Source organism: Herbidospora sakaeratensis (assembly GCF_001570525.1).
In the GTDB taxonomy this organism is placed as follows: Bacteria; Actinomycetota; Actinomycetes; order Streptosporangiales; family Streptosporangiaceae; genus Herbidospora; species Herbidospora sakaeratensis.
Map to the genome: position 1 here is coordinate 554883 of NZ_BBXC01000008.1, position 19673 is coordinate 574555.

General features: G+C 72.2%; 11 protein-coding genes. 6 read left to right on the forward strand and 5 right to left on the reverse strand.

Going from position 1 to position 19673, the window contains the following annotated elements; all coding sequences use genetic code 11:
- Positions 1-17 precede the first annotated feature (17 nt).
- Together AW271_RS08300 and AW271_RS08305 are read right to left on the reverse strand one after the other, a co-directional pair.
- Entirely contained in the window at positions 18-650 is a 633-nt protein-coding gene (locus AW271_RS08300; protein ID WP_062334407.1) for a response regulator transcription factor, read from the reverse strand.
- Positions 651-652: 2 nt separating this feature from the next.
- Positions 653-2605 carry a sensor histidine kinase gene (locus AW271_RS08305; RefSeq protein ID WP_062334410.1) on the reverse strand — a complete coding sequence of 651 codons (1953 nt, stop codon included), beginning with the start codon at positions 2603-2605 and terminating at the stop codon, positions 653-655.
- A 112-nt stretch (positions 2606-2717) separates the two neighbouring features.
- Between AW271_RS08305 and AW271_RS08310 the strand changes: the two genes are divergently transcribed.
- Positions 2718-3281 carry a hypothetical protein gene (locus tag AW271_RS08310; protein WP_157553966.1) on the forward strand — a complete coding sequence of 188 codons (564 nt, stop codon included), beginning with the start codon at positions 2718-2720 and terminating at the stop codon, positions 3279-3281.
- 56 nt (positions 3282-3337) lie between these two features.
- Here AW271_RS08310 and AW271_RS08315 read toward each other — a convergent pair whose 3' ends face one another.
- Both AW271_RS08315 and AW271_RS39550 read right to left on the reverse strand, forming a co-directional pair.
- A complete protein-coding gene (locus AW271_RS08315; protein WP_157553967.1) occupies positions 3338-3523 on the reverse strand; it encodes a hypothetical protein in 186 nt (61 codons plus the stop codon).
- A gap of 40 nt (positions 3524-3563) precedes the next feature.
- Positions 3564-4340, reverse strand: coding sequence for a hypothetical protein (locus AW271_RS39550; protein WP_157553968.1), 777 nt, complete (start codon positions 4338-4340; stop codon positions 3564-3566).
- Between the two features lie 13 nt (positions 4341-4353).
- Here AW271_RS39550 and AW271_RS08325 point away from each other — a divergent pair, with 13 nt between their 5' ends.
- Positions 4354-5886: a HEAT repeat domain-containing protein gene (locus tag AW271_RS08325; protein ID WP_157553969.1), complete on the forward strand. Its 1533-nt coding sequence runs from the start codon at positions 4354-4356 to the stop codon at positions 5884-5886.
- Between the two features lie 52 nt (positions 5887-5938).
- On the opposite strand, the gene AW271_RS08330 is transcribed toward AW271_RS08325, so the two are convergent.
- Positions 5939-9334, reverse strand: a complete 3396-nt coding sequence (locus AW271_RS08330) for a discoidin domain-containing protein (RefSeq protein WP_157553970.1) — start codon at positions 9332-9334, stop codon at positions 5939-5941.
- A gap of 516 nt (positions 9335-9850) precedes the next feature.
- Between AW271_RS08330 and AW271_RS08335 the strand changes: the two genes are divergently transcribed.
- From AW271_RS08335 to AW271_RS08350, 4 genes are read left to right on the forward strand one after another with little or no spacing between them, the layout of a single operon-like run.
- The gene (locus AW271_RS08335) at positions 9851-15040 is read left to right on the forward strand and encodes a non-ribosomal peptide synthetase/MFS transporter (protein WP_245652987.1); all 5190 of its coding nucleotides are present in this window, start codon (positions 9851-9853) and stop codon (positions 15038-15040) included.
- Positions 15037-15357 carry an acyl carrier protein gene (locus AW271_RS08340; RefSeq protein ID WP_157553971.1) on the forward strand — a complete coding sequence of 107 codons (321 nt, stop codon included), beginning with the start codon at positions 15037-15039 and terminating at the stop codon, positions 15355-15357. Before AW271_RS08335 ends, AW271_RS08340 begins: the two co-directional genes overlap by 4 nt.
- The gene (locus AW271_RS08345; RefSeq protein ID WP_157553972.1) at positions 15345-16583 is read left to right on the forward strand and encodes a glycosyltransferase; all 1239 of its coding nucleotides are present in this window, start codon (positions 15345-15347) and stop codon (positions 16581-16583) included. The genes AW271_RS08340 and AW271_RS08345 overlap by 13 nt, the downstream gene beginning before the upstream one ends.
- Positions 16580-19615 carry a non-ribosomal peptide synthetase gene (locus AW271_RS08350; RefSeq protein ID WP_062334432.1) on the forward strand — a complete coding sequence of 1012 codons (3036 nt, stop codon included), beginning with the start codon at positions 16580-16582 and terminating at the stop codon, positions 19613-19615. Before AW271_RS08345 ends, AW271_RS08350 begins: the two co-directional genes overlap by 4 nt.
- The last annotated feature ends 58 nt before the right edge of the window (positions 19616-19673 follow it).

A 19673-nucleotide genomic window follows, 5' to 3' on the forward strand; every position in this document is an offset into this window, starting at 1 on the left:
ACCCGGAGGAATCACCCTCATTCCCCCATACCGGCGTCTCTAGCTCGGGCAACGGCCGCCGCGCGGTCGGTCACGCCGAGTTTCGTGAAGATGTTGGAGACGTGATTTCGCACGGTTTTCTCGCTGAGGACGAGCTTTCTGGCGATGGCGTGGTTCGTCAGCCCACGCGCGAGGAGGGCGAGCACCTCCGATTCGCGTCCGGTCAATTCCGGGAACGGGCTTGACCTTTTCGATGGGTTCGAAAGCGCGGCCAGAACGCGTGTCCCGGCCCCGTGGCCGAACACGACCTGCCCGGCGGCGACCGCGGCGACCGACCGGGCTATCTCCTCCGGGGTGGCCTCCTTCAGCAGGTAGCCGCGCGCGCCGGCCCGGACCATGTCGTGGATGGTGGCGTCGTCGCCGAGCATCGTCAGCGCGAGCACCGCGACGCCGGGCTGCTCCGCCACGATGACGCGGGTCGCCTCGACCCCGCTCATCCCGGGCAGGTGCAGGTCCATCAGCACGACGTCGGGCCGGGTCTCCCGGGCTAACTCGACCGCGCGCTCGCCCGTCGCGGCGTGCCCGGCGACCTCCACGCCGTCGAGGTCGCCCAGCAGGGCGACCAGGCCGTCGGCGAACATCGGGTGGTCTTCGACGACGAGCACCTTCATGGCTACTCCAGGGGCAGGACGACGCGGACGGACAGGCCGCCGCCGGGCTGGTCGACCAGGTCGAACGTGCCGCCGAGGTCGACGGCGCGGCGGCGCATCGACGACAGTCCGACGCCGGGCCGCACCGGCTCGGGCAGCCCGGAGCCGTCGTCGTCGATCCGGAGTCGCAAGCCACCTTCGCAGACGTCCAGGTCGATGGCGCAACATGACGCGCCCGAATGGCGGGCGGCGTTGTTCAGCGCCTCGGCGGCGATCCGGTAGGCGGCCAGTTCGACCGCGGCGGGCAACACGGGCAGCGCGCCCCCGGTCCGCACGTCCACCGCCAGGCCGCCGGCGAAGTTCCCGGCCAGTTCCGCCAGCGCGCCGGTCAGGCCCAGGTCGTCGAGGGGCGGCGGGCGCAGGTCGTTGACGATCGCCCGGACGTTCACCACGGTCGCCCTGATCTGGGTCGCCAGCCCGGCCAGCAGCTCGGCCGCCTCCGGGGCCTGACGGCGGGCCCGGTCGGCCTGGAACGCCAGCGCGGCCAGGGTGGGGCCGACGCCGTCGTGCAGCTCGTGCATGAGGCGGGCGCGCTCCTCCTCGCGGGCCGCCAGCAGCCGCCGGTGCGACCGTTCGAGGTCGGCGGCCAGGCGGTGGGCCCGCACGGTCACCGCGATGTGCGGCGCGAGCTCGGTCAGCACGGTCCGGTCGCGGCGGCGCAGCGGCCCGCCGACGACGAGGGTGCCGGTCTCCGCGCCCCGGTGCCGCAGCGGGACCCGTTCGAGCGGCCCGCCGGGCTCGCCCCAGGCCGCGACGACCACACCGCCCTCCTCGACGGCGACGTGCCGCACCCGCAGCGCCCGTCCCAGCGACTCGGTGACCTGTTCCAGCAGCTCGGAGGGGTGCCCGGCGCCGGCGAGCCGGTCGCCCAAGCGGCGCAGGGCGGCCACCGGGTCGTCGCGGTCGCCGAAGACCACCTGGTTGGCCCGCCGGTGGATGCGCGTGTACGCCGGATGCGCCAGCACCGCCGCCGCGGCCAGGGCCAGCGGGGAGAGGTTGCCGAGGAGGAGGGCGCCGGCGGCGTACACGACCACGAGGGTCACCACCAGGGCGGCGACGGTGAGGGTGCGGGCCAGCAGCAGGTCGACGTCCCACAACCGGTGCCGCAGGACCGCGACGGCGAGCGCCACCGGCAGCGGGACCGGCGCCAGGATGATCAGCTCGGCGCTGTCCAGCACCGGCGGCGCGGCCGCCGCGACCACCGCGAGCGTGAGCAGCCCGCCCGCCAGCACCCACTGCACCTGCCGCCGGACCTCCCCCGACGCCCGGCGGTAACGCCAGACGAGCGACCCGATCGCGGCCACGGCGGCGGTCAGCCCGAGGACCTGCCCCGCCGTCTGGAACGGAGCCGCGAGCCACGGGAACGGCGGCTCCATTCCGGTGTAGCCGGGCGGGAACAGGTCCGGCACGTCGACGTCCTGGGCCGGCATCAGCGCCCACCCGGCCGCGCCGGCCGCCATCGCGGCCACCGCCAGCGCCGCCACCGGCCACCAGCGCCGCGAGGGCAGCCGCCCGTCGGGCAGGAACAGCGGGAACAGCGTCGGCACGGCCAGGTAGGGCGGTGCCCACAACCAGTTCGACACCCACATCAGCTCGTCGTCGAACGGCAGCGGCCGGTCGTTGATCCCGACGAGCCCGTAGGCCCCCGCCGCCAGCGAGAACCCCTGCGCGAACCCGACCGCCAGCAGCAGCCACCCGACCCGCAACTCCGGCCGCCGGGTGACCACGAACGCCCCCGGCACCCCGAACGCAATGGCCGCGACGGCCCGGAACGCGTCGAACCGCTCGACGAACCCGGCGACGTGGCGCTCCCGGAGCACCGGCTCGACGGCGAGCGCGCCCGCCACGAACAGCAGGATCAACCCGGCGACCGCGAATCCGGAATCGCCGAGAATCCGTCTCTTCCTGCCGTTCATCCGGCACATCGTCGCATTCGGGACGTCCCGCCGTCATGGGACGAGAAGTCCCGGGCGGGGACGTGACCCGTGGCTCATGCGGCCGTCCCGCGCGGGCTTCCAGGCTGGCCGCATGAACGCACGCCCGTCGTCGGCCGAGACGCCGACCCCGTTCGCGGTGGCCGGGGCGGTGAGCGCGCTGGGGTGGTTCGGCCTGGGGATCGAGTCGATCGTGCGACCGGATCCGGCGGACTTCCGCGACGCGCTGGTCCTGGTGCCGTGGACCCTGCTGTCGGTGACCCTGCTGGGGGTGCACCTGGCGCAGCGCGCCCGTTCGGGGCGGGCCGGGCTCGCCGGGCTGGTCCTGATCGTGGCGGGGGCGGCGATCGCGATCACCGGGAACGTGGGGCTGGTGCTCGGCACCGAGGCGCTGGTGTTCCTGTCGTTCCCGGTCGGGCCGCTGGTGTTCGGCGCCGGTCTGCTCGTGTTCGGGGTGGCGACGTGGCGGGCGGGGGTGTTCCCGAGGTGGGTGGCGGCGCTGATCGGGACGAGCCAGGTCATGACGACCGGGCTGGGGGTGGCGTTGTCGGCCTGGGTCCCGGTCAGCGACCACGGGAGCTACACGGGCGGGTTGTGGCACGGGGTGACCATGCTGGTGGTGGCCGCGCGGCTGCGCGATGACGAAGATCTGGGATAGAACCGGGGCAGACACCCACCCCGGGAGCGATCGTGGATCAGGCGTCGATGGAAGCGCTACTCCCCTATGGCGGCGGACTGCTGGCCCTGTTCGTGTTGTTGTGGGCGGCCGACAAGTTCACCGGCGGCATCGTCGAGGAACTCGGGAAACAGCTTCTCGGGCGGTTCCAGACCAACCGTCCCCAGGACGTCCTGAAGCCCAAGGCGCTGAGGGCCTACACCGCGGCCGTGCACCAGAATCACGGCCGCCACACGATGGGATTCCGTCGCGACGACGACCCGATCATGGTGGAGAAGGTCTACGTGCCGGTCCGCTACCAAGCCAGCGGAGAGCGGCTGGCCATCGAGGAACGATTACGCGACGCCGATCGCGCGGTGATCGTCGGAGAGCCCGGCGCCGGCAAGTCGATCCGGCCTCGACGAGATCCTGCAGGCCCACTACGACGCGGCGCTCGCCGACATCAAGAACCTGGCCAGGCAGCACCACAACTGCCCGATCGTCGTCACCTGCAGAGACGAGGTGTACGACGGCGAGCTGGCGGCCGAGTTCGGGCCTCCCATCGCCGTGGTCGACCTCGACGACGAGGCGCTGCGGCTGCTCCTGCGGCATCTGCTGGAGAACGACCTCCAGGTCGAGGCGCTCTTCAGGTCCCTGCAGGAGAACCGGCCCGTCCTGGCGCTCGCCCGCAGCCCGATGCTGCTGACCATGATCGCCTACCTCTTCGTCGAAGGGGTGTTCGGCGGGCGCGGGGAACTCATGCCGCGCTCTCGCTGGGAGTTCTACGAACAGGCGATCGGCTATCTGCTCCGCCGCGACGAGGCCAGAGGGCTCGGCGGGATCACCCGGCACGGCCCCGCGATCAAGCTCGCGATCCTGCGCAAGGTCGCCCTGCTGCTGATGGACCGGCACGCCTCCGACGACGCGAACGACCGCCGGGTGATCACCCATCTGGAGCTGCTCCGGGTGATCAGGAGCCAGGGCGACGACTTCAACCTCGACGCCGGCCAGGCCGACGACCTGATCCGCGAGATCGTCGAGCGCAGCCCGGATCGACAGCACGTTCGCCGCCGAGGTGATCGGCCACTATGTCGGCCGGCTCGACTCGCACACCAGGCTCCCCGACGCAGCCGTCCGCGCGCTCGGCGCCCTGGGCGGCACCAGTGGGCCGCGCGGCGACCGTCTGATGAGACACCTGCTGTCGATGGCGTCGAGAGATCCGTCCACGGTCCGGAGGAATTCCCTGTCAAGGCGACAGACGTTCCGGGTGCTCGCCACCACCGGCCGGGCCGACGCGGTCGACGCCCTGATCGCGCTGACCCCGGCGGAGTCGGCCGCCCGGTCGGAGCTGCGGTCGATGGGGGATCTGGCGATTCCGGCCCTGGCCAGGGTCGCCCGCGACGGCAACCTGTGGGCGATCGACGACCTCGGCCGGATCGGCACCCCGGCCGCGGCCGAGGCCCTGGTCCCGCTGCTCACGCCGGAGACCACCCGGGTGCCCGCCGCCTGGTGGCTGGCGGTGTTGCTGAACAGCGACGACGTCCTGGCCACGCTGAACAGGGACCAGGAGGACAAGGACGTGGTCACCGGCGAGCGAATCGGCTGGATCGCGGAGCCCTTTCACGGCGAATGGTCGCCCCGCCTGAGATCGATCGTCGGCCGGACCGCCTGGCTCGTCGGAGAGAACCTCGGCGAAGGCGTGCCGAAGGACCTGCCGCCCGTGAGCCCTCTGATCGCCCTTCCCCTGCACGTGGAGCTGCGGCCGAAGGTCACCCAGCGGCTGTTCACCGTCGATGCCGAGATGAAGGAGCTGGCCCGGAGGATCACGGCCGAGAATCCGGCCTTGCCGTCCCTGTCCCCCATCGGCGCCTCCGCTTCGGAGGTCTACCGGCTGATCGACACCATCGGCCTGGCCGCCCAAGCCGGGTCGGTCGAGAGCGGCACGTCTCGGCTGGCTGACAGACTCGCCGGAGAAGTGCTCCGGAGGGCGTTCGGCGAATCGCCCGATCAGCCGGTCGATCTGTATGACCTGCTGCTGAGAAGGCTGGACTCGCCGGTCAAGCTGGGGCTCGTGGCCAGCCTCGGGATCAGGGATTGCCGCCGTGAGGACTGGGAGCAACTCGCGAAGCCCACGCCCAGACCGCGTCTTCTCGGCACGCTGACCACCGGCGTCTGGATCTGCGTCGGACTGGTCCTGTCGATCTCCGGCGTGTTCCAGTTGATCAATACGATCAGGGGCGTGCACGGCTGGGGGCCGTCCTGGCTGGCGAGCGCGGGGGCCGTGGCCGTCGCGGCGGCCGTCATATCCCTGGGCGTGGCCCTGGCGATGGAGCCCGAATCCATCCAGAGCGACACGTCTTATGGCATTTTCGCCGTCTCCGTGATCCCCGGCGCGCTGGCCTTGATCAGCAATGGGTTCGCGGCCACCCAGGCCTTCCTGCGCGGGTATGTCGGCTCATGGAACTGGTGGCTCATCGTCGTCGTTCTCGTCGCCGCCCTCTGGTTGTTCGGCGTCTACTCGGCACGGGTGGAGCGGTTCGAGAACCCCCTCCGGAACCTGTTGCAGAAATACGCGCCGCATCTGCTGCCGGCCCGGAACGCCGGTTGACCACCGCGGGTTCGCCCGGCCCCGGAACCGGGCGAACCCACCGCGTGGAGAGCTACACGTAGACGCCGAACTCCCACAGCGAGTAGCCCCACGGAGTGCCGCGCTGGGTCATCTCGACCCGCACGTACCGGGCCGTCGCCGTCAGGTTCAGGCTGTCGAAGCCGCCGTCACCGGTCGTCGTCGCGTAGGACTCGGTCCACGTCGTTCCGTTGGTGCTGGTCAGGACCTTGTACGACTTCCCGTAGGCCCCCTCCCAGGCCAGCTGCACGTGCTTCACCGCCTGGTTGGAGCCCAGGTCGACCTGGATCCACTGCGGGTCGGCCCACTCGCTGGCCCAGCGGGAGGTGTAGCTGCCGTCGGTGGCCCGCGCGGCGTTGAAGGGGCCGCCGTCGCCGGTCGCCTGGAAGGTCGAGGCCGTCGTCGTCTTGCCTGCGGCCACGTTGACGCCCGGCGCCACGGGCGGCACGACGCGGAACGACTTGGTCTCGATTCCGACGTTGCCGTGGCCGTCGTAGGCGTACACGTACACCTTCCAGACGCCCATGGCCTGCGGGGCCGTCACCGAGAACCGGCCGGGGGCGGTCTCGGTGAAGCGCACGTGGTCGAAGCCGCGGTTCCCGTTGACGTGCTTGTTGGAGAACATCAGGTTGTAGCGGATCAGGTCGCCGTTCGGGTCGGTGGCGCCGGTCTCCACGACGAACTGCGAGCCCGCCGGGACCGCCGTCTGGTTCTGGACGGTCATCGAGTTGATCTCCGGCGGGGTGTTGGCCGAGGCCGTGCCGGTGTAGGCGCGCTTCAGCGAGTGGTAGCCGTGCCGCCGCCAGCCGCCCGTGAGGGTGTTGAGCCACACGCCGCCGAAGTCGTTCTCCAGGCCGTAGTGGAACTGGGTCGCGCCCAGCGCCACGCCGGTGTGGTTGTGGATGGCGTTGTAGCTGGCCGTGTACATGTCGCGTTTCTGCAGGTCGGTCGGCTCTGTCGGCACCCCGTTGACGTCGTTGGGCACCTCCCACTCGCCGTCGGGGCCGGCCTCGGTGACGATGTAGGGCTTGGTGTAGCCGCCGTTGATCCAGTCGGTGCGGACGGTGTGGATCGCGCCGTAGGAGTTGACCGCCAGCAGGTCGAGGGCCGGCGAGTGGGCCCGGTAGTAGGTCCAGGCGAAGGTGTAGGCGTCGGTCGAGGTCACCGGGTGGTTCGGGTCGGCCGCCTTGATCGCGACCGCGACCTCGTTGACGAACTGGGCGTAGGCGACCCGCCGGGCCTCGACGGTGGCGGCGGGCAGGCCGTGGTCCTGCATCGTCAGGATGACCTCGTTGCCGACGTCCCACATGAGCACGCCCTGGCGGCCCTTGAGCGTGTTCACCCGGGCCACGATCTCGGCCTTCACGGCGGTCTTGTACGCCGTGTCGTTGACGTAGTCGGCCCCCTGGTTCAGCCAGTGGCCGACGATCACCTTGATGCCGTGCTGGGCGGCCTTGTCGAGCAGCGCCGGGGTCGCGTCGTCGACGCCCCAGATGCGGATCGTGTTGACGCCCATGTTCTTCAGGTCGCGCATGTAGCCGTCGCCGGCGCCCTGCGGCGGGCCGTACGTGATGCCCTTGACCTCCCACGGCTGGCCGTTCACCTGGAGCTGCCAGTTGCCCTGGGTGCCCGTCACCCGCACGACCGACGGCCCGGCCGGGGTGGCGGGGTCGGTCATCGCGGCCGGGGTCGTGCCGGTCTGGCGGGCGACCTGCACCCAGTCGACGCTCAGCACGCCCCCCGGCGTGGTCGCGGCCGTCGGGGTGGTCTGACCGGCCAGCGCGTTCGGCAACGAGCCGCCGATGGCCAGGTCGAGACGCAGGTAGAAGCCATGGTGGATGGCCGCCTGCCAGGCCGCCACGCCGACCTGGGACTCCCTGACGACCCAGGTCTGCCGGCCGTCGAGGTAGAAGCGGATCTCCTCGTCGGTCTTGGTGCGGTCGATGATCTGCGTGTACTCGTGGTAGCCGGTCTGGCAGCCCGTGCACGACGCGAAACCGCTGGTCCGGCCGTCGTACTCGTTGCAGACGCCGGCGGGGGCGGTGCCGCAGTGGAGGGTCTGGGCGAGCTGGTTGCGGCCGTTGACGTTGGTCATGATGTCGGTCTCGCCGACGCCGGGCCAGTTGGTGTAGTTGCCCCGGTAGGCGGCCCCCGTGGCGCGGAAGCCGGGCCAGTAGCCCAGGGCGTTGGCGACGTCGGGCTGCTTGAGGCGGGCGCTGAACCGGAGCATTTGACCGGGCTGCGGGGCGAAGTCGGTGCGCTGGGTCTCGACGCGGCCGGAGGTCCAGTTGCCGGCGCCGTCGCGCAGCGCCTTGATCTCCAGGAAGCCCTGGCCGTTCAGCGCCACGTTGGCGGTGGAGGCGCTCATGGTCTCGACCTCGCCGGTGCCCCAGTTGGCCGCGCCGCCGGGGTAGGAGGTGCCGGTGCGCAGCAGCCAGTTCGCGGCGCTCGGCGAGGTGCCGGATCCGCCGGTGAAGTCGTCACGCCAGACCTCGGTCCAGGTGCCCGGGTCGGGATCGAGGTCCGGGTCGGGGTCGGTCCCGCCGCCGCTGTGGACGGCCATCTCCCACAGGCTGTAGCCCCAGCCGGAGTTGCGGGCGGTGCCGTGCATGCGGATGTAGCGGCCGGTCCCGCTGACGTTGATCGTCTGGGTGCCGCCGGTGCCGGTCGTGGTGCTGTGGAGGTCGGTCCAGGTCGTGCCGTTGGTGCTCGACTGGATCTTGTACGCCGTCGCGTACGCCCCCTCCCAGGTCAGCACGACCTTGCAGACCGGCAGCGAGGAGCCGAGGTCCACCTGGAGCCACTGCGGGTCGCTGTAGGCGCTCGACCAGCGGGTGGTGGCGGAGCCGTCGAACGCGGCGCTCGCCGGGGTGCCGGCGTTCTCGACGCTGGACGCCGTGGCGGTCTTCCCCTGGGCGACGTTGGCGGTGCCGCACGTGCCTCCGGGGTCGCCGGTCCCGCCGCCCGGACCGAAGATCTGGAACTCCCAGAGCGAGTAGCCGTAGCCGGTGCCGCGCTGGGTGCCGTGGAGGCGGACGTACCGCCCCGAGCCGGTGACGTTCAGGGTCTGGACGCCGCCCGCGCCGGTCGTGGTGGTGTAGACGTCGGTCCAGGTCGTGCCGTTGGTGCTGGTCTGGATGGCGAAGGAGCGGCCGAAGGCGGCCTCCCAGTGGAGCACGACCTGGCTGATCTGCTGGGTGGAGCCGAGGTCGGCCTGGATCCACTGCGGGTCGCTGAAGTTGGAGGCCCAGCGGGTGGTGAGGTCGCCGTCGAAGGCGGCCCCCGGCAGGAAGGCCCCTTCGGAGGAGGAGGCGGTCGCGGGTTTGCCCTGCGAGATCGGCGGGTCGGCGGCCGCCGCCGGGGAGGTGACGGCCAGCCCGGACGCGACGAGCGCGACCAGGGTGGCGATGAACAGGCCTAAGCGGGACACGGCCGCTCCTTGGGGGGTGAAGGGCTTCGCGGTTGGAGAGCGCTCTCCAAATCAAGAGACTCGCGCGGGCGGCTGACAGGTGTCAAGGCCCCAATCCCCGGCGGGGAAACACCCGCGAAACACCCGGGAGGGCCGGAAGGGGGCGTCGACGCAGGTGGAGAGCGCTCTCCATGGAATTGGACCGCCGACCGAAACACCCGCTTTGACCTGCAGTAAGACGCCGCCTGACGTAGATCGTCTCGGCGCCGGGCTGTCAAGAGGCGGCCCTGAATTCGCGATGAAACTGCAGGCCGTTACCGCGATGTCATGAAACGTAATGAAATTTCATCGTTTCCTTGACCCTGCCGAAAGCGCGTCCCTAGCCTCGCTGAAGGGCGTAGTGGGAGCGCTCCCAAATCAATCGGCGGGGGCGCGGATTCGTGCTGTCCGCGAAGCGGGACGCGGCCGGCCCCGGGCCGATCGCAGCTCGCGCCGCGCATCTGCCCCAGACGGGCCTCGACGAATCCGGAGCATCTGTTGACCAGTCTCTCCCCGGCCAAACAGGCACTTCTCGCTCGCCGGCTCCAGCGCCGGACCGTCTCGGAGACCATCGCGCCACGCTCACCCGAGGTCGTCCCGCCGTTGTCGCACGCGCAGGAGCGCCTGTGGTTCCTGGAGCACTACCGGGCGGGCACGACGGCGTACACGGTCCCCTTCACGGCCCGCCTCACCGGCGACCTCGACGCGGCGGTCTTCGCGGCGGCGGTGACGGAGGTGTCACGGCGGCACGAGAGCCTCCGCATGCGTTTCCTCGCCTCCGACGACGGCCTGCCCGAGGTGGTCGTCGACGCCGAGCCCACCACCGAGTTCTCGCTCGTCGAGGCCGGATCGGAGGAGGCCGCCCGGGAGCTGATGGCCGCCCAGCTGGCCCGCACGTTCGACCTGTCGGCCGGGGGGCTGCTGCGTGTCCTGCTGATCCGGCTGGCCCCCGGCGACCACGTCCTGCTGATGGCCGCCCACCACGCGGTGACCGACGGCTGGTCGGGTGAGATCCTGCTGCGCGAGCTGCTCACCCTGCACGCGGGCGGCGCCCTCGACCCGCTGCCGATCCAGTACGGCGACTACGCCCTGTGGGAACGCACCCGCGACCACACCCGCGACCTCGCCTACTGGCGCGAGCGGCTGACCGGGGTGCCGCCGCTGGAACTGCCGCTCGACTTCCCCCGCCCGGCCGAGCAGACCACCGCCGGCCGGAGCCGGCGTTTCCGCGTCGATCCCCGGCTCCTGGCCCGCTTCGCCGACCAGGGCGTGACGCCCTACATGGTCATGCTGGCCGCGCTGCAGCTCACCCTCGGCAGGTGGTCGGGGCAGTCCGACTTCGCGGTCGGCTCGCCGGTGAGCGGACGGCCGCTGCCCGAGCTCGAACCCCTCGCCGGCATGTTCGTCAACACGCTCGCGATGCGGGCCGACCTGTCGGGCGACCCGACCTTCGGGGAGTTCCTGCTGCGGGTCCGCGACTCGTGCCTGGACGCCTACGCGCACCAGGAGATGCCGTTCGACAAGCTGGTCGGCGAGCTGAAGGTGGAGCGCGACGTCAGCCGGTCGGCGGTGTTCCAGGTGCTGCTGGCGCTGCAGAACTATCGGGCGCCCGAGGACAACGGGCTGGCCGTCTCGCCGTTCCACCCCGAGGCCACGGTGAGCCGCTTCGACCTGGCCTTCTACCTCTGGGACGACGACCTCCTGGTCATCTACAACCCCGACCTGTTCCGGCCCGAGACCGTCGCCCGCCTGACCGACTCGTTGACGACGGTGCTGGGCGCCGCGCCCGAGACCCCGTTGTCGCAGGTGGCGTGGGTGCCCGACGCCGGCGAGGTGCTGGCCCTCGGCGTCGCGGCCCCGGCCCGGCCGCTGTCCGCGCGGCTGCTGCACGAGCTGCCGTCCGGCGGCGACGCCCCGGCCGTGGTGTTCGGGGACGACGTGCTGACGTACCGGGAGCTGGACCTGCGCGCCAACCATCTGGCCCACCGGTTGTGCTCCCTGGGGATCCGGCCCGGCGACCGGGTGGCCGTCTGCCTGGAGCAGTCGGCCGGGCTGGCCGTCGCGCTGCTGGGCGTGCTCAAGGCGGGCGCGGCCTACGTCCCGCTCGACCCCGAGCAGCCGGACGACCGGCTCGCCTACCTGATCGGCGATTCGGGCGCGCGGGTGTCGGTCACCGGACGCCCGCTGCCCGGCGGGACCGTCGAAGTCGGCCTGGAGCCGGGCGAGGCCGACGCGCCGCCCGGCACCGGGGTGACCCCCGACGACCTGGCCTACGTGATCTACACCTCCGGCACCACCGGCCGGCCCAAGGGCGTGGCGGTGCAGCACCGCGAGGTGCTGACCTACCTCTCCGGGGTGCGGGAGCGCTTCGGCGTCGAGGACGGCAAGGTGTTCGCCCTCCCGCAGTCGCTCGCCTTCGACTTCGGGGTGACGATCTTCTACCTGTCGCTGATGACCGGCGGCACCCTGCACCTGATCCCGCCGAAGTCGACCGACCCGTGGCCGGTCCGCCCCGACTACCTGAAGATGACCCCCTCCCATCTGGCGGCCCTCGACGTCGACCCGCCGAAGGAACTGCTCATCCTCGGCGGCGAGGCGTCGACCGTCGGCTGGGCCTCCGACCTGGCCGCGCACTGCCGGGTGGTGAACCACTACGGCCCCACCGAGGCCACCGTCGGCGTGACCACCTTCGAGGTCGAGCCCGGTCAGACCGGCCAGGCCACGCTGCCCATCGGCCGGCCGCTGCCGGGGGCGCGGGTCTACGTCCTGGACGAGCACCTGCGGCCCGTCGCGGCCGGGGTCACCGGCGAGATCTACCTGGGCGGCGACCGGCTCGCCCGCGGCTACCTCGGCAAGCCCGCCCTCACCGCCGAGAAGTTCCTCCCCGACCCCTACGGCCCGCCCGGCTCCCGCGTCTACCGGACCGGCGACCTGGGCCGGTGGACCCACGACGGGGTGCTGCAGTTCCTCGGCCGCCGCGACCTCCAGGTGAAGATCCGGGGCTACCGGGTCGAGCTGAGCGAGGTCGAGACGGTGCTCGCCGAGCATCCCGCCGTCGCGCAGGCGGTGGTGGAGCTGCGCGACCAGCGGCTGGTCGCCTACCTGGTCGGCGACGAGATCCCGGCCACCGAGGTGCGCGCCTGGGCGAAGGACCGGCTGCCCGACTACATGGTCCCGGCCCGCTGGACGTGGCTCGACGTGCTGCCGCTCAAGTCGCACGGCAAGGTCGACCGCGCGGCCCTGCCGTCGCCCGACGAGCCGGTCATGACCGGCCTGGTCGCGCCCGAGACGGAGGCCGAGGAGACGATCGCCGCGATCTGGGCGGCGGTGCTGGGGCTGGAGCGGGTCGGGGTGACCGACGACTTCTTCGACCTGGGCGGTCACTCGCTGCTGGCCATGCAGGTGGTGGCCCGCATGCGCAAGGCCGGGCACGAGGTCACGCTGATGCGATTGTTCTCCCACCCGACCGTGCGCGAGCTGGCCCGCGCGGACGCCGGCTCCGGCGGCCTGCTGCACCGGCTCACCCCCGCGCGTCCCGTCACGGCCTCGCTCGTCTGCGCGCCCTACGGCGGCGGCAGCGCCGTCGTCTTCAAGCCGCTGGCCGACGCGATGCCCGCCGACTGGGCGCTGCACTCGATCGCGGTGCCCGGCAACGAACTGGGCGAGGAGCCACGCCCGACCGACGAGGTCGCCGACCAGGTGACCGCCGAGATCCTGGCGGGCGTCGAGGGCCGCGTCGTCCTCTACGGCCACTGCGGCGCGGGCACCACCCTGATCGCGGCCATCGCCCGCCGCCTCGAAGCGGCCGGCCGCCCGGCCGAGGCCGTCTACCTGGGCGGCGTGTTCCCCTTCACCCGGCCCCGGGGCCTGTTCACCCGGTTCGGCGAGTGGCTGGAGGACCACGGCAGCGACCAGTCGCGCATCAACGCCCTGGTGGCCTCGGGCCTCGACGTGGCCGAGTTCGACCAGGACGAGCTGGAGCTCATCGTCCGCAACCGGCGGCGCGGCACCCGGGAGGCCGAGCAGTACTTCGCCCGGCTCTTCGAGGAGGGCGGCGAGCCGCTGTCGGCCCCGGTGATCGCGGTGGCCGGGGAACGCGACCCGGTCATGGAGTTCTACCAGGAGCGCTACCGGGAGTGGCACTGCCTGTCCCGGGTGACGGCCTGCGTGGTGCTCGACGAGGCGGCGCACTACTTCGTGAAGTACCGGGCGCGGGAGCTGGCCACCATCGTGACCACCGTCCACGCCGACCTCGACACGGCCGAGGGCCCGGGGTCGTGGTGGGTCGAGGGCGTCTCGCGGACCACGCCGGAGAGCCCTCCCGGTCTGCCCCAGTCGGCCGGGCCCGCGCCGAGCCTGCGGCGTTTCCTGGTGCTCGCGGCGGGTCAGCTCGTCTCGATGACGGGATCGGCGCTGACCGAGTTCGCCGTCCCGCTCTGGATCTACCTGGAGACGGGCTCGCTGGCGAACTTCGCGCTGTTCTCGGTGCTGGGCCTGCTGCCGGGGCTGCTCGCCGCCCCGCTCGCGGGGGCGGTGGTCGACCGGTTCAACCGGCGGGCGGTGCTGATGTGCGCCGACATCGCGGCCGGGGGGACCCAGCTCGCGCTGGGCATCCTGGTCTGGACCGGAACGATACAGATCTGGCATGTCTACCCGTTGCTCGTGACGTTGTCGGTCGCGCTCACCTTCCAGCGGGTCGCGTACGCCTCGGCGATCCCGCAGCTCGTGCCGAAGCGGTTCCTCGGGCACGCCAACGGGGTGGTCGGCATGGCCAACGGGGTCGCGCAGCTCGTGGTCCCGCTGGTCGCGGCGGGGCTGCTCGCGGTGATCGGGCTGGGCGGCATCCTGGTCATCGACGTGGTCAGCTACGTGGTCGCGATCGTCGTGCTGGCCGTGATCAGGTTCCCGCGCACCCTGCCGTGGAAGCGGCGCGAGACCGTGCTGAAGGAGATGGCCGAGGGCTTCCGCTACACCTGGGGCCACCTGGGCATCCGGCGGATGTTGTTGTTCTTCGCGGTCGTGAACCTGTTCATGTCGCCGCTGTTCCTGCTGGTCTCGCCGCTGGTGCTGAGCTTCGCCGACACCGCCGACGTCGGGCGGGTGGCGTTCTTCGGCGGGCTCGGGGTGTTCCTGGGCGGCCTGGCCATGACCTTCTGGGGCGGCCCGCGCCGGCTGCGGCTGCGCGGCCAGTTGTTCGCCACGCTCTCGCTGGCGGCGTTCGCGCTGGTGGTCGGCGTGCGGGAGGACCTGGTCGTGATCGCGGTCGGCGTGTTCGGCATGTTCGCGTCGCTGACCGTGCTGAACGGCGTCTACAACACGATCATCCAGGTGAAGGTGCCCCAGCGGTTCCACGGCCGGGTCTTCGCGCTCAACCAGCTTGTGGCCTTTTCGACACTCCCGATCGGCTATGGGCTGATCGCCCCCTACGGAACGGCGCTGTTCGAGCCGTTGATGGCCGCGGACGGCCCGCTGACCAGCACGGTCGGCCTGATCATCGGCACCGGGGAGGGCCGTGGGATCGCTCTCATGTACGTCCTGTTCGCCCTGGTCATGGCGGCCGCGGTCGCCGTTGGGACGCGGATGCGGCGGTTGTGGAATTTCGATCTGGAGGTTCCGGACGCCATCCCCGACGATGTCATCGGGTTCGCCGAAATCGGCGCGAAAAGGCAAAGCACGGAGGAAAAGTGAACGTAGAGCGGGTCATGCGGCTCTGGAGCGAAATCCTCGGCGTTCCGGTGACGTCACCGGACGACGACTTCTTCGATCTCGGCGGTCAGTCGCTCTCGATGGTGCAGTTCCTGGCCCGGGTGGAGGGCGAGTTCGGCGTGGAGTTGCCGATCGAGGTGCTGTTCGCGGGCGACCTGACCGCGTCCGGGGCGGCACGGGCCATCCAGGACGTGCTCGACGAGGAGGGCGACGACGTCGACGCGCTGCTCGCCGAGGTCGACGCCCTGCCGGCGGGCGAGATCAAGGCGCTCCTGGGAGACCGCACGTGGCACGAGTGATCATGTCCACGCACGGCAGCCATGGTGACGTGCTGCCGTTCGTGGCCCTGGGCCGGGCGCTGCGCGAGCGTGGTCACGAGGTCGAGCTGCTCACCCACGGCCCCTTCCGGGACCTGGCCGAGCGGGCCGGCCTGGAGTTCACCGCGATCGACACGAAGGAGGCGTACGAGGCGAACCTGGCGGACACTCCCCCGCTGCTGGGCGCCGGCCTCCGGCGGTGGCGCGACTACTACGACGCCAACGGCCTGTTCGAGCAGATCGCCTTCGAGACCCGGCACACGATGGAACGATACGTTCCCGGCGAGACGATCCTGGTGGGGCGGCACACCACGGCCATCTCCACGCTGTTCGCGGCCGAGGCGCTCGACGCCCCGGCGGCCTGGGTGGCGGTGACGCCGATCCAGTACATGTCCGAGCGCGGCGTCGCGCACACCTACGCCCGGACCATGGCCGACCGCCTCGACGCCGTCCGGGAGGTCCACGGGCTGCCGCCCGTCCGCGACTGGGCGGCGTGGTTCGCCTCGGCCACCCTCGACGTCGCGCTGTGGCCCGCGTGGTTCGACCAGGCGGGCACCCCCGCCCCCAGCCGGGTGCGGCTGACCGGCGCGCCGCTCGGCGACGCGGGCGGCGACCACGAACTCCCGCCGGAGGCCGAGGAACTGCTCGACCAGGACGCCGTCCTGGTCACCGGCGGGACCGGCCGGATGTTGCACCAGCGGTTCTACGAGGTCGCCGTCGAGGCCTGCCGGGCCGTCGGGCGGCCGGCGCTGCTGGCCGTACGGCACCGCGATCTGGTGCCCGGGACGCTGCCCGACGGCATGCGCTGGTTCCCCGGCCTGCCGTTCGACCGGGTCGTCCCGCGGGTGGGGGCGATCCTGCACCACGGCGGCATCGGCACCCTGATCAGGGCGGCCGCGTCGGGCACCCCGCAGGTCGTGCTCGCCCACGGGTTCGACCGGGCGGAGAACGGCGCCCGCGTCGCGGCGGCCGGGCTCGGGTCGTGGCTGCCCGAGCAGCGGTGGTCGCCCGAGGAGGCGGCGGCGCTGCTGAAGACCGCGCTGACCGGGCCGCGTGTCCGGGTGCCCGCCGACGGCGGGCTCGGCGCGGCGGCCGAGGCGATCGAAGGGCTGGCCGGACGCCCGGCCCCCTACTCGGCCAGACATCTACTCACCCGGGAGGAGCGTCTGACGCTCGCCCGCCGACTGCGTTCAGGAGAGACGGCATGACCCCGGCTCAGTTACGCGCCTGGTTCCTCCAGCAGTTCGACCCCGAGGACGCCGCCTTCAACCTGCACCGGGTCAGGCTGCTGACCGGGCCGCTCGACCCGGCCGCGCTCGAGAAGGCGGTGACGGCGCTGGCCCGGCGGCACGAGACGCTCCGGACCCGGTTCCCCGCCGTCGACGGGCGGCCGGTGCTGGTCGTCGAACCGGCCGAGCCGGTCGAGGTCGAGTGGTTGCGGGCGTCGTCGGCCGAGGAGGCGGAGGCGCTCGTCGCCGCACGCACCAACCGGCCCTTCGACCTGGTCGGCGACCTGCCGTTCCGGGTGTCGGTGGTCGGGCTCGGCCCCGAGAGCCACGTGCTGGTCGTGGTGGTCCACCACATCATCTGCGACGGCTGGTCGCTGGACGTCCTCATGGACGACCTGGCGGTCTTCTACGGCGGCGGCGAGCCCGAGCCGCTGCAGATCACCGCCCGGGAACACGCCGAGCAGACGCCGGAGATCGACCCGAAGGAGCTGGCGTACTGGCGCGAGCGCCTGGCCGACCCGCCGACCCTGGAGCTGCCGGCCGACCGGCCCCGCCCGGCCGAACGGGTCGGGCGCGGCGACGAGACGGCCTTCCGCATCCCGGCGTCGCTGGTCTCGCGGCTCTCCGAGGTCGCCCGCGGCTCGCGCTGCACGCTGTTCGCGCTGCTGCTGGCGGCCTACCAGGTGCTGCTGTCGCGGCACTCCGGCCAGGACGACGTGACCGTCGGCGTGCCCGACGGCGGGCGCGACACCGAGGAGACGCACGCCCTGGTGGCGGGCCTGTCGGGGATGCTGGTGCTGCGCGGCGACCTGTCGGGCGACCCGCCGTTCCAGAAGTTCCTGCGCGGCACGATGGCCTCCCTGCTGGGGGCGCTGTCGCGGCGGCGGGTGCCGTTCGAGCGGCTCGTCGAGGAGCTCGACATCGGCCGCGACCTCAGCGTCACGCCGTTCTACCAGACCACGCTCACCCTGCACCCGGGCGAGCTGGAGCGCGAGCAGCACTTCTCCGGGCTGACGGCGACCCCCTTCCCGCACGGCTGGAAGTGGGTGCGCTGCGACGTCGCGGTCGACGTCTTCTGGGCCGGGGACGACAGCGGCGACCTGGTGACCGTGGTCCGCTACGACACCGACCTGTTCGACGAGCCGACCGTCACGGCCCTGTTCGAACGGTTCCGGGTGCTGCTGCGCGGCATCGCCGACGACCCTGCGCTGCCGATCTCGCGGCTGCCCCTCATGACCGACGACGAGCGCGACCGGCTCGTCACCACCTGGAACGCCACCGGCCGGCCGGTCCCCGCGCCGCTGCCCCGGCTGTTCGCCGAGCAGGCGGCCCGCACCCCCGACGCCATCGCCTTCTCCGACGGCGAGCACGTGCTGACCTACGCCGAACTCGATCAGGCCGCCGGCCGGATCGCGGGGCGGCTCGGCGACCGGCGGGGCTCGGTCGTGGCGGTGTGCGTCGACCGGTCGGTGCGGGTGCTGCCCGCGCTGCTGGGCGTGATGCGGTCGGGGGCGGCGTACCTGCCGATCGATCCCGACAACCCCCCGGCCCGCATCCAGTACATGCTGGAGGACTCCGGCGCGGCGCTGGTGCTGGCCGACGAGGGGCCCGCGGAGCGCCTCCCGGCCGACGTCAAGGTCGTCACGGTCTCCGAGGCCCTGGCGGCCGACCCGTCCGACCGGTTCCCGCCGGGGCCCGGCGACCACGCGTACACCCTCTACACCTCGGGCTCCACCGGGCGGCCCAAGGGGGTGGTGATCCGGCACTCGGCGCTGGCGAACTTCCTGGCCGGGATGGCCGACCTGCTCGGGTCGGACCCCGGGCAGGTCTGGCTGGTGCTCTCGTCGGTGTCGTTCGACATCTCGGCGCTGGAGCTCTACCTGCCGCTGGTCGGCGGGGGCCGGGCCGTCATCGCCGGGCGCGACGTCGCGGTCGACGGCGCGGCGCAGATCAAGCTGATCGAGGACGCCGGGGTCACCCACATCCAGTCGACGCCGTCGGGCTGGCGGGTATTGATCGAGGCCGGGTTCGCCGATCCGGAGATCACCGGCCTGGTCGGCGGCGAGGCGCTGCCCGAGGAGCTGTCGCGCGAGCTGCGGCCGAGGCTCGGCCGCCTGGTCAACGTGTACGGCCCCACCGAGACCACCATCTGGTCGACGACCTGGGAGGTGCCGCCCGGCGGCGGGGAGCCCCGGATCGGGCGGCCGATCGCCAACACCACCTGCTACGTCGCCGACCGCGCGGGCGGCGTCGCGCCGACGTTCGTCGCGGGCGAGCTGCTGATCGGCGGGGCCGGGCTGGCCGACGGCTACCACGGCCGCCCGGAGCTGACCGCCGAGCGGTTCGTCGAGTTCGCGGGCGAGCGGGTCTACCGGACCGGCGACCGGGCCCGGTGGGGCTTCGACGGGAACCTGGAGTTCCTCGGCCGGATGGACAACCAGGTCAAGGTCCGCGGGTTCCGGGTGGAGCCGGGCGAGGTCGAGGCGGCGATCCTCACCTGCCCGGGGGTCGACCAGGCGGCGGTGACGGCGCGGGGCGACATCCTCGTCGGCTACATCGTCGGCGACGCCGACCTCGGCGACCTGCGCGACCACCTGGAGAAGATCCTTCCGGCGTACATGATGCCGGCGCTCTGGACCCGCCTGGGGTCGATGCCGATGACCATCAGCGGCAAGGTCGACCGCAAGGCGCTGCCCGATCCGGTGGCCGAGAGCGGCGCGGAGTTCGTCGAGCCGCGCACCGACGCCGAACGCCTGGTGGCCGACATCTGGCAGGAGGTCCTCGGCCTCGACCGGATCGGCGCGCTCGACGACTTCTTCGCCGTCGGCGGCCACTCCCTGATCGCGGTACGGGTGGCGGCCCGCATCCGCGCGATCATCGACCTCGACGTGCCGATCAGGTATCTGTTCCTCCGCCGGACGGTCGAGGAGCTGGCCAGGACCATCGAGGACCTGCTGGCCGAGGAGTTCGACGAGCTGACCGACGAGGAGGCGGCGCGGCTGGTGGATTGACAGGGCCCGTCCCGGATCCCTTCAATGGAGAGCGCTCTCCAACCCACTCAGACGCGGG